Annotated in this window: 15 protein-coding genes; 13 read left to right on the forward strand and 2 right to left on the reverse strand. The window is 67.5% G+C overall.

The features are described from left to right. Positions 1–4 precede the first annotated feature (4 nt). From KUM03_RS26320 to KUM03_RS26345, 6 genes are all read left to right on the forward strand, one after another. A complete protein-coding gene (locus KUM03_RS26320; protein ID WP_217251903.1) occupies positions 5–1,516 on the forward strand; it encodes a recombinase family protein in 1,512 nt (503 codons plus the stop codon). Between the two features lie 278 nt (positions 1,517–1,794). Next, positions 1,795–2,019: a helix-turn-helix domain-containing protein gene (locus KUM03_RS26325; RefSeq protein ID WP_217251905.1), complete on the forward strand. Its 225-nt coding sequence runs from the start codon at positions 1,795–1,797 to the stop codon at positions 2,017–2,019. A 359-nt stretch (positions 2,020–2,378) separates the two neighbouring features. Beyond that, positions 2,379–3,719 carry an AAA family ATPase gene (locus KUM03_RS26330; RefSeq protein WP_217251907.1) on the forward strand — a complete coding sequence of 447 codons (1,341 nt, stop codon included), beginning with the start codon at positions 2,379–2,381 and terminating at the stop codon, positions 3,717–3,719. 114 nt (positions 3,720–3,833) lie between these two features. Beyond that, on the forward strand, positions 3,834–4,064 hold the full coding sequence (locus tag KUM03_RS26335; protein WP_217251909.1) for a hypothetical protein: 231 nt from the start codon (positions 3,834–3,836) through the stop codon (positions 4,062–4,064). A gap of 228 nt (positions 4,065–4,292) precedes the next feature. Beyond that, positions 4,293–5,726, forward strand: a complete 1,434-nt coding sequence (locus tag KUM03_RS26340) for a phage major capsid protein (RefSeq protein ID WP_217251912.1) — start codon at positions 4,293–4,295, stop codon at positions 5,724–5,726. Between the two features lie 9 nt (positions 5,727–5,735). Further along, positions 5,736–6,371 (forward strand): HK97 family phage prohead protease, encoded by a 636-nt coding sequence (locus KUM03_RS26345; protein WP_217251915.1) that lies wholly within the window; start codon positions 5,736–5,738, stop codon positions 6,369–6,371. Positions 6,372–6,401: 30 nt separating this feature from the next. Here KUM03_RS26345 and KUM03_RS26350 read toward each other — a convergent pair whose 3' ends face one another. Next, positions 6,402–7,031 carry a hypothetical protein gene (locus KUM03_RS26350; RefSeq protein WP_217251918.1) on the reverse strand — a complete coding sequence of 210 codons (630 nt, stop codon included), beginning with the start codon at positions 7,029–7,031 and terminating at the stop codon, positions 6,402–6,404. A gap of 386 nt (positions 7,032–7,417) precedes the next feature. Between KUM03_RS26350 and KUM03_RS26355 the strand changes: the two genes are divergently transcribed. From KUM03_RS26355 to KUM03_RS26380, 6 genes are all read left to right on the forward strand, one after another. Next, complete coding sequence (locus KUM03_RS26355; protein ID WP_217251920.1) at positions 7,418–7,567, forward strand: hypothetical protein; 150 nt, start codon at positions 7,418–7,420, stop codon at positions 7,565–7,567. A gap of 117 nt (positions 7,568–7,684) precedes the next feature. Continuing rightward, on the forward strand, positions 7,685–7,879 hold the full coding sequence (locus KUM03_RS26360; RefSeq protein WP_217251922.1) for a hypothetical protein: 195 nt from the start codon (positions 7,685–7,687) through the stop codon (positions 7,877–7,879). Further along, positions 7,860–8,390, forward strand: a complete 531-nt coding sequence (locus tag KUM03_RS26365; RefSeq protein ID WP_217251924.1) for a DUF6879 family protein — start codon at positions 7,860–7,862, stop codon at positions 8,388–8,390. The genes KUM03_RS26360 and KUM03_RS26365 overlap by 20 nt, the downstream gene beginning before the upstream one ends. Next, the gene (locus KUM03_RS26370) at positions 8,387–9,220 is read left to right on the forward strand and encodes a helix-turn-helix transcriptional regulator (RefSeq protein ID WP_217251926.1); all 834 of its coding nucleotides are present in this window, start codon (positions 8,387–8,389) and stop codon (positions 9,218–9,220) included. The genes KUM03_RS26365 and KUM03_RS26370 overlap by 4 nt, the downstream gene beginning before the upstream one ends. A gap of 271 nt (positions 9,221–9,491) precedes the next feature. Next, the gene (locus tag KUM03_RS26375) at positions 9,492–9,710 is read left to right on the forward strand and encodes a hypothetical protein (RefSeq protein ID WP_217251929.1); all 219 of its coding nucleotides are present in this window, start codon (positions 9,492–9,494) and stop codon (positions 9,708–9,710) included. 71 nt (positions 9,711–9,781) lie between these two features. After that, positions 9,782–10,183: a hypothetical protein gene (locus KUM03_RS26380; protein ID WP_217251931.1), complete on the forward strand. Its 402-nt coding sequence runs from the start codon at positions 9,782–9,784 to the stop codon at positions 10,181–10,183. 216 nt (positions 10,184–10,399) lie between these two features. Here KUM03_RS26380 and KUM03_RS26385 read toward each other — a convergent pair whose 3' ends face one another. Next, the gene (locus KUM03_RS26385) at positions 10,400–10,663 is read right to left on the reverse strand and encodes a hypothetical protein (RefSeq protein WP_254399885.1); all 264 of its coding nucleotides are present in this window, start codon (positions 10,661–10,663) and stop codon (positions 10,400–10,402) included. Positions 10,664–10,731: 68 nt separating this feature from the next. On the opposite strand from KUM03_RS26385, the gene KUM03_RS26390 reads away from it, so the two are divergent. After that, on the forward strand, positions 10,732–13,374 hold the full coding sequence (locus KUM03_RS26390; protein ID WP_217251933.1) for a ComEC/Rec2 family competence protein: 2,643 nt from the start codon (positions 10,732–10,734) through the stop codon (positions 13,372–13,374). Positions 13,375–13,397 lie beyond the last annotated feature (23 nt).

The raw sequence follows: 13,397 nt of genomic DNA on the forward strand, positions 1-13,397 counted from the left end.
ATGTATGAACGTGTCAAACAGTCCAAAAAGGGCAATACTGCTCGTCCGGATCAGTGACGACAAGGCGGAGGACGCGGCAGGCGTCGGCCGCCAGGAGGACGACGGCCGTGCGCTGGCCGCTCGCCTGGGCTGGACCATCGCCGAGGTCCTGGTCGAGAACGACACGAGCGCATTCAAGCGCCGCAGGACCAGGCTTCCGGACGGCACGACGGCTCTTCGGACCTACCGGCCGAAGTTCCGCACTGCACTGGACAGGCTCGCCTCCGGGGAGCGTGACGGGCTGCTCGCCTACGACCTCGACCGCATCGCCCGCGACCCGCGCGATCTGGAAGACCTCATCGACGTGGTGGAGTCAGGTGAGCCGCGCATACCCGTCCAGTCGGTGACGGGCTCTCTGAGGCTCGCCAACGACGCCGACGTGACCATGGCCCGCGTTATGGTCGCCGTCGCCAACAAGGCATCCCGGGACACCTCGCGCCGAGTCGCCCGCAAGCATGTGGAGCTGGCGGCAGAGGGAAAGTGGAACGGCGGCGGCTTCAGGGGGTACGGCTACACCCGCAAGGGACGGGAGATCGTCCCGACGGAGGCCAGTGTCATCCGCGACGTCGCCGAGTGGATCACCCTGGGCGGCTGGAGCCTGTGCCGGGTGGCCGACGAGCTGAACCTCAAGAAGATCCCCACCGTGACTGGCGCCCCCTGGAACTCCCGCAGCGTCCGTAGCGTCGTCACCAAGCCGTCGGTGGCCGGCCTGCGCTCCTTCCACGGCGACATCGTCCGCGACGACCAGGGGCAGCCGGTGACGGCCGCCTGGCCCGCGATCCTCGACATGCCCGTCTGGGAGACCGTATGCGCCACGCTGGCCGCCCGCGCTGGCACCGCCGACCTGACACTCCAGAGGTGGCTCACGGGAGCGCTGCACTGCGGCTGCATCGGCGGCGGCATGAAGCCGTGCACGACGCACAAGAAGGGGGAGGCCTGCGGTCACCTCCTCGGCGGCGCCCAGGGCAACGGCGGCCCCCGGTACTGGTGCTCCACGAAGTGCGGGGGCTGCGGGAAGATCGCCGTCGATGCGGCCAGGGCAGAGGCGGAAGTCGAGCGGCAGGTTCTCGGTCTGCTGACCCATCCGCGCGTCCTCGAACGGCTGGACGCGGTCAGCCGCAGCGAGGCCACCGAGGAGAGCCGCCGCGAACTGGCTGAGGACGAGAAGCAGTTGGTGGAGCTGTCGACCATGTTCGCGCGCCGCGAGATCACCCTGGCCGAGTACCGCAACGCCCGGAAGATCGTCGAGCAGCGCATCCACGACTCCCGCGCCCTGGTCGGCGCCTCCGCACCCCGGGCCCTACGCCGTCTGCTGGCCGGGGACGTGCGCGACGGCTGGGCGGCGCTGACACCCGCCGACAAGCGTGACGTGGTGCTGACGCTCGTACCCGACGGCTACGAAGTGGTGCCGCACGACCGGTCGCGGGGCAACCCGTTCCAGCCCGAGCGTCTGCGGCCGGTCACCCTCGCCGCGTAGCGGCTCCCACTTACCCAAAGGCGCCGTTCGTCATCAACGACTTCGACAGCTCAAGATCGGACCTCTCGACGTCGTGCTGGTCATGGACTTCGAGAAGGACTTCGCCTCTACCGATGACCTGCGCTCCTGTGCCTCAAGGGCAGTCAGTCGACACACAGCGTTCTGATGCAGACACACTCTGTCGAAGAGTTTGTGGTTTTTGGCGGTTCCGTGCGCGGAGCCGTGCGCCATTCTCAGGACCGGTTACATACATCCGGCCGATAGAGAGGCACATCCAGATGCCGCAGAAATTCTCGCCAGAGGCACTCACCGTCGCCCGTGGCGCTGTGTCCAAGTACAAACTCGCCCAGGATGCCCGGGTGCCGTGGGCGGCTATCCACGCCTACGAGAACGGCATGACCACGCCCACCGTGGCACGTCTGTGCGCGCTGGCAGATGCGCTCGGCTGCGATGTCGCGGTCTTCTTCAGGGCCGACGATGCCGACGCAGCAGTCGCGGCCTGACCCGATTCCGAATCCGCTGGCCGAGATGGAACTCACCGACGATCAAGTCCGCCGCATTGCGGCGCTACTGAAGATCGGCTTCCCCGGCCACGAGGGACGACTGAACGAGGACACCAAATGATCGAAGACAACTCGTGGATGGCTGCCCTTGCGGCGGCTGTCGCCTATGTATGCGGGCATTGCGGCGGCCATGTCAGTAGCGTCAGTGAGGCTGACGACGGAGTGATGCACCTCCGCATAAATCACCAAGAAAGCTGCCCAGTACTCGGTGGGGCTGTGTCCGGTGCCGCAGATCCAATTCGAGCTGTGGCGACGGCGGGTGTAGACGCTCACGTCATGCCTTCCGAGGGAGAGGGCTGATGGCCGACTACGTCACGACCTTCAGTCAGCCAGCAGCAGCGACAATCCCCAACTATGTAGGCCATCTCGCCAATTATGCGGCCATGCTGAATGAAGAAAGTAAAGAAGAGGTTCGAAGCGCGGTACCTTCAGAGCATCATCGCGTGTTTGATGAGCTTTGCAGGATCGAGAAGTGTAATCAGGATAAGCGAGAGCGCGCGGAGCTGAATGACAGGGTCAAGCAGAATGTTATGAAGTTCCGGGCTAATGACCTGGCGCGCGATCTGTACAACGTCGAGAAGGCAGGAGACGTCGCCCAGGCTGTCCGTGAAAACCTGCTCGACGCGGAAGATATAGATGAGATTCAGGTCGAATACCTGGTTGCCTCGATGCTGGCAAAGGACTCGCTTGCGTGGCTCTATGGCGACCCCGGCTGCTACAAGTCGTTCGTCGCTCTCGACCTCGCAGCGTCCGTGGCGCTGGGGGTGGGCGTCGGCTTCGCCGGCGCTGCGACACAGCAAGGCCCTGCCCTCTATGTGGCGGCAGAAGGGTCCGCTGGCATGTCGAAGCGGAAGCGTGCGTGGGAGGCGATGGCGGGCCGGTCGCTCAGCGGCCAGTTCACCTTCCTCACGATGGCCATACGCATAACCGAGGAGCCCTTTCTCAGGGAACTGATCGCTGTCTGCCGGGACCTTCGCCCCGCCATCGTCGTCATCGACACGCAGTCGCGGGTGACCCCGGGGCTCGAAGAGAACGGCTCGGTGATGAGCACATACGTCGACGCCGTCAACGCGCTGCGGATGGAAACCGGGGCCTGCGTCCTCACCCTCCACCACACCACGAAGGGAACAGACGTACTCCGGGGGCACGGTTCGCTGTACGGCGCGGCCGACACCGTCCTCTACCTCGCTAAGACCACGGGAGCCGGATCGGAGTGCCGGTACGCGAAGCTCTCGGTCAAGAAGCAGAAGGACGATCGCGACGACTTCTTCTGGAACATCCGACTGAGGGTGCAGCACTTCTGCGGCGGTCCGGGAGACGGCGAGCACGACCCCACACGGTGCAGTTCGCTGGTGCCGGTTTCTGCCGACTGGGCGGAGGTGCTGACGGCACAGGCGGCTGCCATCGACCGCGTTCTGCTAATTGTCCGCCAGCTTGAGCCGATGCAATCGATCACCACGGCCAGGATCACGGAACTCGCAGATCTGCCGGAATCGACGGCTCGTGCCGCACTGAAAACTTGCTGCGACCAGGGAGAACTCGAAAGGACAGGGCGAGGGAAATCCACAGCGTACATCCGACCAGCAGCGAAGATCGACGACCATTCCGCTGGTTCCGCTAGCTTCCGCCAACCCTCTTAGCGGCATCAGCATCTGATTCCGCTAGCCGCCAGCCCCCCTTAGAGGGGGCTGCTAGCGGAAAACGCTCGCTGGAACCCGTGCGTGGCCCGTAACTCGAAGAGAGAGTGAAAAGTGATGAACGAAGAAAATCTGCGAAAGGCACGCGAAAAGTTCGCGCGGCACATCGCCAACCTATTCGACTCGGTCATAGCCCGGGATGACTTCCCTGAACTGGTCGGGATGTACATGGCAGGGGATCTCGTCTTCCAGGTCCATGACGGGGCGGTGATCATGGGGCGACGAGACATAGACGGTCCCCCCGACGAAGTCCCCGAGGAATGGATCGGCGGCGACGACGTAGAGTAGAAAATGCAAAAAAAGGGGCGCCGAATGCTGGACCTGAGTGCCCCTTTCGTATCATAATGGTAGCTGCCATTGGCAGGCTATTTCGGCTGAGGGGCGTGGGCTCCCGGGAATATGCCTCCAAATGTTCGTCGCGCGGGCAGGGGCTCCCTTCGTAACCGGCATCCATGAAGACATGCCACAGGCGTGCCCGAAATTAGGCTGCGCCTTTCACGAAGGAGCAACAAAACCATGACTCGAATTCCCAAGGACCGAGACCGCGACGACGACCCGTGCCGGAGCATCCCGGCGGCCCGCGCCGCCCTCAAGGAGATCCACGCCAACGCTGAAGGGCGCGACCTCGACTCCGCTGAGACGGCGGAATGGACGAGGATCACGAGCTACCTGGAGGCGGCCGAGGCCCGCGACGCCGAGCTCAAGCGCCGGGTGCTGTCTGGCGAGATGGCCACCGAACGGGGCTCCGACCCCGGTCGTATCAGTGATCGCCAGCGGATGCAGGGTGGAGAGACCCGTGACGTCGCCATGCGGCACATCGACAGGGCCGTCAGCGACGGCACGATGCCCGCTGCCGCAGCCGAGCGGGTCGAGGCCCTCATGGGTGCGCGGGAGAACGGCAGCCTCGCCGCGCGCTGGGCTGCGGCTGGATCGAGCCCGGACTACCTCAGCGCCTTCTTCAAGGCCCTCAGTGGGGAACGAGGCCACCTGCTGTGGACCCCGCAGGAGGCAGACGCCTACCGGCGAGTCGAGGCCGTCAGGGCCGAGATGCGGGCCATGCAGGTGGGCACCGGCTCCACAGGCGGCTTTCAGGTGCCGACCGTGATCGATCCTGCCATCCGCATCTCTAGCGACGGCTCGATATCCCCCATCCGGCAGCTTGCCGAGGTGCGGCAGGAGATCGGGCACGAGTTCAAGCCGGTGACCTCCGCGCACGTCACCAACCAGTGGACCGCGGAATCGGTGGAGGTGCCGGACAACAGCCCCACCCTGGCGTCGCCGACCATCAAGAGTTTCAAGTCGACCTCGTTCGTGCCGTTCAGCTTCGAGTATGAGACCGCCTCGTTCGGGGGCGCGATCGCCGACCTGACGCGGCTCCTGGTGGACGGCTACGACCAGCTCTCGAACGAGGCCTTCTTGAACGGCAACGGCACCAGCGCCCCGCAGGGTCTGTGGACGGGCCTGGACGGCACCGCCTCGGAGCTGTCCCCGGCAGTGGCGGAGACCTTCAACGCCAGCGTGGACGTGTACAGCGTCCAGAACGCCCTGCCGCCTCGCTTCCAGCGGAGCGCGATCTGGCTGATGGACCTGGCCACCATCAACAAGATCAGCGAGGCGGAGACCGCGAACGGCGCACCCCGCTACCCCAGCATCGGTGACGCCAACCCCGCGCTCCTGCGCAAGCCGGTTCACGAGTGGTCCAACATGCGGTCCACCGCCGACATCAACGCGGCCCAGACCAGCGACAACCCAGTGCTGATCTACGGCGACATCAAGCGGGCCTACACGATCGTGGACTTCGCCGGATCGACCGTGGAGCTGGTGCCACACCTGGTCGGCGCCAACCGCCGCCCGACGGGTGAGCGCGGTCTGCTCCTGTGGAGCCGGACCGGCGCGGGCGTGGTCATCGCCAACGCTGCCCGCGTCCTGAACGTCGCGACCACGGCGTAGGGGGACGTCATGACAGCACGCTTCCACGCGGGGGGTGTCGAGGAGCGCCTCGCCGACAAGGTCACTGACCGTGCCGGCGACGGGCGCACCCTCGCGGGATACGCCGCCGTATGGAACACCCCGACGCTCATCAGGGAGATGGGCGTCGTGTTCCGGGAGCAGGTCGCTCCCCGGGCCTTCGCCGCAAGCCTCGCTCAGCGGACGCCCAAGATCCAGTACAACCATGGGCGTGATCCGAAGGTGGGGACGCTGCCGATCGGTGCGATGACGGTCGCGCGGGAGGACGCACACGGGCTGTACGTCGAGGCCCGTCTCTTCACCTCCGACTCCGCCGAAGCCGTCCGCGAAGCCATCGCCGCCGGGGCCATTTCCGGCATGTCTTTCGCTTTCCGGGTCACGGCCGAGGAGTGGACGGACGAAGCTGGGCGCACGGTGGATGCCGAGCGCGCCATCGACAGGCTCTACAGGGGCGAGGAGATGCTCCGGACCATCCAGGCTGTCGAGCTGTATGAGGCCGGGCCGGTTCTCAACCCGGCCTACGCTTCCACGTCGGTCGGTGTGCGGTTCGCTCTCCCCGGGAAGCGCCTCAGTCCTGGGGAGCGTGCCACCTATCTGCGCGGACTGGTCCTGCGACTGTCCGCGTGATGTGGATGTTCGGCGTCGAGCCTGCTGCCGTCAGGCCCGACGCCTGAACAGAGATCGCTGTCGTGTCTCCACAGCAGCGCCGTGCGGTTGTGCGAAGCGCTGCTGAGCCGTGATCGTGAACTGCTTCAGTACCTGCCTGTACGTGACGATCCCCTGGTGAGCGTCCCGACGCCGATCTGGCTCATCCTCGGTCTGCCCTGCACGTGCTGCGCACCACAGGTGCAGACCGTTGGCAGCCAAGGTCAGTGCATGGCCAACGGCTCTGGCACTCTCCGCTTCGGTCGTTGGCATGCGCAGCAGCAACGTCACCTCTCGCAACGTGCACTCGTCCTGAAGATCTCGTAGTTCCCTCAGAAGCTGATCACGTGAACCAATGCCATAAACGCTTAGCTGTTGCTCCTGCTCGTGATCCAATCCTGCAACGCCAAGCAACTGTCCCAACTTGAACAACGCACGATTGCAAGCATCTACGAACTGAGCACAAGCATCGATCTCAGCCTGCCAGAGTGCCTCGGCCTGTTGCCCCGAGAGCTGGAGCTGTACGCCCTCGACCGTGCCACGTGCCTGAGCCCGACCGCTGAAGTACCCGCCGATCGCACCCAGTGCCGCTCCGACCAGGCCAGCCGCAGCACTGACTACCGCCACCCACCCCTCGCTCATGGCTCAGCAGTGTGCCACCTGCATGGCGTTGATCGTGTCGCGCGATGGTGTCGCTGTCGCTGTCGCTGTCGCTGTCGCTGTCGCTGTCGCCGTCGGCGCCAGGCGGGCGACCGGTGTCCCCTGTCGAGCCTGCCCTCGCGTTGGAGTCGCGCTTGTTGTGTTGGTGGAGGTCCGGCGTGCTGGAGTCCGGGCCGTGTTGGGTTGGAGTGTCGGCCGTCGCCGGTCGCCGGTCGCCGGTCGGTCGCGGTCGCCGGTCGCCCGGCGAGGGGGGGAGAGGTGTCGACGTAATCGCAGGTCAGCCGGTCGACCCCCATACCCCACCGCATTTCTCCCCGCTAAAGAATTTCCCAGCAAGCGTAAAATTGCAGGTCAGTGAGGTGATGGTAATGAGTGGCAAGGCTGAGGGGGCACGACGATGTGATGAGTGCGGCGGCCGTATCGACCGCTACGGCGAGCCTCCGAAGTGGGCCGACAAGGGCCTGTGCCGGATGTGCGCCTACGACAGGGAGGACAAGAAGCGGCAGCAGGGCAGGTGATCCCGGCGCCGGGGAGTCGCCGCTTTCCCGTTCTGGAAACTCGTACCCCTTGCCCCAGCGGCTCACCCGACGGAACGATCAGACGAGACATCGGCGGCCACGGGAAGGGGACCGGTAGTGAAGGTGACCATGCTGGCGACGACATGCGACAAGAAGGACTGCCCGACCGTCTACCAGACGGACCGGGGCACGATCCTGGTGCAGGGCGAGACGCCGACGGATCACGGGCTGAACATCCCGGCGCACGAGACCCTCGTCGAGATCCCGATGGACCTGATTCGGAAGGCGTTCGGTGACCAGCCCGGCGCCTAGGACTCTGGGCGATCTCTTCGACACCTTCCAGCGCGAGGCGTTCCGGCTGGAGACCCTGGACGACTACAGTCGCTCGGGCAGCGTGGACGCGTACCGGGCGTTCGTCGACGGTCAGGACATGCCCGGTGACTACAACGCCGATTGGCTCGACGAGATCCGGACGCACGTCGGCTCGGGGCGTCGTGTGTACCGGGTGCACGTGCTTGCCCGCCCCCTCACGCCGTATCTGCGGTTCGAGCTGGGTTGGGGGTACGCCACGAACGCCACGGCAGGTGAAGAGTTCTTCATCTTGGACGTGACCGACCGGCCGAGCCCGCTGCCGTCGGAAGTGGGCGACTTCTGGCTCTTCGACTCGACCACGGCCGCCCCCATGGATTACACCGATGACGGCAAGTTCCTCCGGGCCGACGTACTGCCTGACGAACGCGCCGCCGAGTTCGTCGACTACCGGGACACGGCCCTCGCGCACGCCGAGCCGTTCGCGGACTGGTGGGCCAAGCACGCCGAGTGAACCGTTCCGAGCTTGGTTCAGCGCTGCGGGTACTGCGACAGGCGTCCGGCAAGGAGGCCAAGGCGGTAGCCCGCAGCGCTGTCATGTCTGCCAGCAAGCTCAGCAAGATCGAGACAGGCAAGCTCGCTCCCAGCGCGGACGATGTTGAACGCCTTCTGACCGCCATCGGTGTCTCGGACGACGTCAAGGCCGAGTACATGGACGTCGCCCGTGCCGTCGCTACAGAGGCCACAGCATGGCGCCTCATCCAGCGCGCGGGGCTCCACAAGGCACAGAGGCAGCTCAAGGCCGTAGAGGCCCGGATGACCCTCCTGCGTCTCTTCCAGCCCTCTCTCGTACCCGGCCTGCTTCAGACTCCCGAGTACATGCGAGCGATCCTGTCCCGGCATGAGGACCTGAGCGAGGCCGTGGTTAGGGAGACGGTGAGCGCGAGGCTTGAACGGCAAGAGGTTTTGTATGAGACGGGCAAGACGTTCAGGTTCGTGGTCACCGAGCCCGTGCTGCGATGGCTTATCGTGCCGCCGTTCGTCATGGCCGGCCAGTTGGACCGGCTTATCTCCCTGTCGCGTCTGCCCAACATCGACGTACGGGTAGTCCCCCTGGCCGGTCGGCAACACGACATCCCCAACCATGCGTTCGTCGTCAGGGACGACCGGGCGGTCACCGTTGAGACCGTGCACGCGGAAATCGTCGTCACGGACCCGCGTGACGTGGCCTTGTACGTCGCCAAGTTCGACGGCTTCGCGGAGGGGGCACTGCACGGCGACGACATGCGGGCCTTGGCAGCCGACATCAGAGACGATCTCTTGCAACAACAGGAAAGCGGCTAGGGAGAATTGCCACTACGGCGCAGCATGGATAGCCCATCGATCAGCCGGGGAGCGCATCCATGGTCCGTCACAAGACGACGCAAGAATCACCGGTAGAGCTGCCGGTCGGCTTCAATGCGTGGCTACTGGACTGCGCCCCGGTCCGGGACTGCACGACGTGCCAGTCCGAGTGGCAGCACCTGAAGGCGGCCGAGGGACTTGGCGACATCCAGCAGGCCGCCAAGCACGCCACGAATGTCCGCGCCCACGCCTCGGGGGCTCACTGATGACGATGGACATGCAGACGTACCGCGACGGCCGCAAGCAGGCCACGGACGCGGCGGAGGCCATCCGGGCGGCCCTTGCCGCTCTCGGCCTGCCTGAGCGCGTCTGGGGCAGCGTGAGACCGATGGTCACCCACAATGGCAAGCCGTACGTCCACCTGGGCATGGTGCGCGCCGAGGTCGCCGAGAAGATCGCGGAGGCCATGCGGGGCTCCAGCATTGAGTAACTTCTCCTGGCAGGTGCAGCGGCACGACGGCGGATGTCATGATGTCTGCTCGTCAGTTCGTACTTTGGGGGATGAAGTTGGCCTGGCTACTGACGCTGGGGCTAGCGTTCGTTGTGGCGGTGCTTCAGACCTGGCTCAAGTTGGTCTCTCGTGAGCCCCCGCCGGGTAAGAAGCACGCGCTTACACTCGATGATGCGGTCTTTTGGATCGATTGGACCGTGACAGCAGCGGTTGCACTCTGCGGCGCTCTTATCGCGGCCAGCCTGGATCACAAGCCCATCGCGTCGAGCACGGTCTTCATCGCGCTGGGGGTTCAGTTCGTCGGCATGACCTTCATGCCGTTCGGTGTCCGAATGATCTGCTATGACGGCTCGGGCCGCGTCAGGGGCTGGCCTTACGTGGTGTGTGCCGATGCCATCGGGTTGATCGTGTTGCTGTCGTCCGTCGTGGCCGGGGTGAAGGTATATGCGTGACTCGCACGGACGTCGTGACCGCATGCGAGTGTTCGCCTACGTTGGGCTCATCGCCACTACCGGCACGGCTGTCGTATCGGTACTGCTGACTTCAGGGCTCGCTAGTGCCGATGCGGTGGCGTCGATTGTTGGCGCCGTCATCGCAGGACTGTCCTTGGTGGGGACCCTCGTGGCAGAGCACCGGCATCGCCGCGACGAAGACCACGGTCCGCCTGATTAGCCCCGGAGATAGGGCCGGTGCCAGTGGCGCTCGGTGAGCACCATCCTGGTCATCTCGGCGGTGGCCCAATCCCGTCGGTCGCCTTGAGGAACCTCGTTCAGCACCGGGCGAAGTTCCTCGATGATCTTTGCCGCCTGCTGTGGGTCGCGCCGGACGGGTAGTCCGAGGTGGTGGGCGATAGCGCGGATGGTCATGTCGATCACTTCTTCGCGGGTTCTGTAGGTCCAGGGTGCACCCGGCCAGGAGGTCGGGGTGTCCATGTGGGCGACCGCCGCTTCGCCGACCTGCGGAATCTCGTGCGGCCATGAGTACGGGACCTCGTGCGGCCATGAGCAACGGGTCGGACGACGCGCAGGCGAGCGCCGTCGGTGGCACCGCCACCGGGCGCCCGGCCCCGCAGGGGGCTGGGGCCTCTGCCGACGGCACGGCACCTCCGCGCGCCCCCGTGCACGCCGCCTCCGGGCACCGGCTCGGTGCGGCTCACCCCCGGCAGGAGGGCCCCGCGGACCTGCGGCTGGTCCCGCCCGCGCTCGCCGCCTGGGGCACGGCGGCGCTGCTGCTGGACGCGTCGGCCGGGTGGGCCGTGGGCGTGGTGGCGGTCGGTCTGGCGGTGGCCGCCGTCCTGCTGCTGAGGACACGGAAACGCGGGCCCGCACGAGGGCGGTCCCGCGCCTCGGTCGCCGCCCTCCTCCTCTGCGTCGCCGCCTCCGCGGCCTCGGCCGCGCTGCACGGCGCCGACCTGCGACGCGGGCCCGTACCGGCGCTGGCCCGGCAGTACGCCACGGTCACCGCGGAGGTCGAGCTCACCGCCGACCCCCGCCTCACCCGGCCCAGAATCCGGGGGAACCGTGCCGTGCCGCCCACCGTGCTGATCGAGGGCGAGGTACGACGGGTGACCGAGACCGGCGGAAGGGAGGTCCGGACGCGGACGCCGGTGCTGATGCTCGTCGACGTGGACGGGAGCGACGAGTCGGACAAGGCAGGCGCCGACACCGCCCGATGGCTGGACCTCCTGCCCACCACGCGGCTCCGCGTCACCGCCCGCACGGCACCGCCGAGGACGCGCGGCGACCGCATCGCCGCCGTGCTGCGGGTACGCGGCGAGGGCAAGGCACCCGAGGTGGTCGCCGGTCCGTCGGACGCGCAGCGACTCGCGGGACGACTGCGGGCCGGTCTGCGGGAGGCCACCGACGGCCTGTCGACGGACGCGCGAGCCCTGCTTCCGGGGCTGGTCGTCGGTGACACCTCACGCATCACACCCGAACTGGAGGAGGCGTTCAAGGAGACCGACCTCGCGCACACGCTGGCCGTGTCCGGAGCCAACTTCACCATCGTGCTGGCGCTGCTGCTCGGCCCGCCCAGCCTGGCCCAGCGCAGCGAACGCCGGGGACTGGCGCCACGCCTCGGCATCCCCCTGCGGACGACCGCGCTGCTCGGCGGGATGCTCGCTCTGGCCTTCGTCATCGTCTGCCGCCCCGACCCGAGCGTGCTGCGTGCCGCCGCCTGCGGAACCGTCGCCCTGCTCGCCCTGGCCACCGGACGCCGCAGGTCCCTGCTCCCGGCGCTGGCGACGGCGGTCCTGCTGCTGGTGCTGTACGACCCGTGGCTGGCCCGCAGTTACGGCTTCCTGCTCTCCGTGCTGGCCACCGGCGCCCTGCTCACCCTCGCCCCGCGCTGGAGCGCGGCACTGCGCCGACGCGGCGTCCCGCCCCGGCTCGCCGAGGCACTGGCCGCCGCGGGCGCGGCGCAGGCCGTGTGCGCGCCGGTCGTCGCCGTGCTGTCGGCGCGGATGAGTCTGGTCGCGGTCCCGTGCAACCTGCTCGCGGAGTTCGCGGTGGCGCCGGCCACGGTGCTGGGCTTCGCGGCGCTGGCGACGGCACCACTGGCGATGCCGTTGGCCAAGGCGCTGGCCTGGTGCGGGGGCTGGCCGACCGAGTGGATCGCGGGGATCGCCCGCACCGGCGCCGCGCTGCCCGGCGCGGGAGTGGACTGGCCGGGCAGCTGGCCGGGCGCGGCGCTGCTCGCCCTCGTCACGGTGGCGGCGCTGTTCCTCGGCCGACGGCTGCTCAAGCACCCCTGGTGGTGCGGTGTCTGCGCGGTGGTGCTGGTGCTGGCGGTGGTGCAGCCGCCACCGCTGACCCGGGTGATCGCCGGGTGGCCCCCACCGGGCTGGCGGATGGTGATGTGCGACGTCGGTCAGGGCGACGCCCTGGTCCTCGCGGCGGGCGACGACACGGCCGTCGTCGTGGACGCCGGACCCGACCCGGCACTGGTCGACCACTGCCTGCGCTCACTCGGCATCACCCGCGTCCCACTCGTGGTGCTGACCCACTTCCACGCCGACCACGTGGCGGGACTGCCCGGGGTCCTGCGGGGACGCTCGGTGGGCGCGATCGAGACGACGGCCCTGGAAGAGCCCGCCGACCAGGCGGAGTTCGTGCGCAGACAGGCGGCGGCCAGACAGATCCCCCTGCGGCACGCCACCGCCGGGGAACGACGGCGGACCGGCCCGCTGTCCTGGGAGGTGGTGTGGCCACCCCCGAGCACACCACCGGCTGCCGCGGCGCCGGGCTCGCCCACGCTGCCGCCACCACCGAGCACGGAAGGAGCCAACGACGCCAGCGTCACCCTCCTGGTGCGGACAGCGGGCCTGCGCCTGCTGCTCCTCGGGGACCTGGAGCCCCCGGCCCAGCAGGCCCTGGCGAGCTCACCGGCCGCCGCGGCCCTGAAGGAGGTCGACGTGTTGAAGGTCGCCCATCACGGCTCCGCGCACCAGGACCCCGGCCTCATACGGAAGGTGGCCCCACGGCTGGCGCTCATCAGCTGCGGCGAGGACAACACCTACGGCCACCCGGCGTCGGCCACCGTCGCCGCGTTGCGCTCGCGCGGCGCGATGGTGCTGCGTACGGACCGGGACGGGGCGCTGGCGGTCACCGGCACCGGAGAGACGCTGCGGGTGGCGGGTGACTGAGGCATGGGCGGCTGCCGGACAGC

Source organism: Streptomyces sp. AC602_WCS936 (genome assembly GCF_019049125.1).
Classification (GTDB): Bacteria; Actinomycetota; Actinomycetes; order Streptomycetales; family Streptomycetaceae; genus Streptomyces.

Coding starts and splice junctions, on each gene's coding strand:
- KUM03_RS26320 (WP_217251903.1), top strand. CDS start 5: ATGAACGTGTCAAACAGTCCAAAAAGGGCAATACTGCTCGTCCGGATC.
- KUM03_RS26325 (WP_217251905.1), top strand. CDS start 1,795: ATGCCGCAGAAATTCTCGCCAGAGGCACTCACCGTCGCCCGTGGCGCT.
- KUM03_RS26330 (WP_217251907.1), top strand. CDS start 2,379: ATGGCCGACTACGTCACGACCTTCAGTCAGCCAGCAGCAGCGACAATC.
- KUM03_RS26335 (WP_217251909.1), top strand. CDS start 3,834: ATGAACGAAGAAAATCTGCGAAAGGCACGCGAAAAGTTCGCGCGGCAC.
- KUM03_RS26340 (WP_217251912.1), top strand. CDS start 4,293: ATGACTCGAATTCCCAAGGACCGAGACCGCGACGACGACCCGTGCCGG.
- KUM03_RS26345 (WP_217251915.1), top strand. CDS start 5,736: ATGACAGCACGCTTCCACGCGGGGGGTGTCGAGGAGCGCCTCGCCGAC.
- KUM03_RS26350 (WP_217251918.1), bottom strand. CDS start 7,031: ATGAGCGAGGGGTGGGTGGCGGTAGTCAGTGCTGCGGCTGGCCTGGTC.
- KUM03_RS26355 (WP_217251920.1), top strand. CDS start 7,418: ATGAGTGGCAAGGCTGAGGGGGCACGACGATGTGATGAGTGCGGCGGC.
- KUM03_RS26375 (WP_217251929.1), top strand. CDS start 9,492: ATGGACATGCAGACGTACCGCGACGGCCGCAAGCAGGCCACGGACGCG.
- KUM03_RS26380 (WP_217251931.1), top strand. CDS start 9,782: ATGAAGTTGGCCTGGCTACTGACGCTGGGGCTAGCGTTCGTTGTGGCG.
- KUM03_RS26385 (WP_254399885.1), bottom strand. CDS start 10,663: ATGGACACCCCGACCTCCTGGCCGGGTGCACCCTGGACCTACAGAACC.
- KUM03_RS26390 (WP_217251933.1), top strand. CDS start 10,732: ATGAGCAACGGGTCGGACGACGCGCAGGCGAGCGCCGTCGGTGGCACC.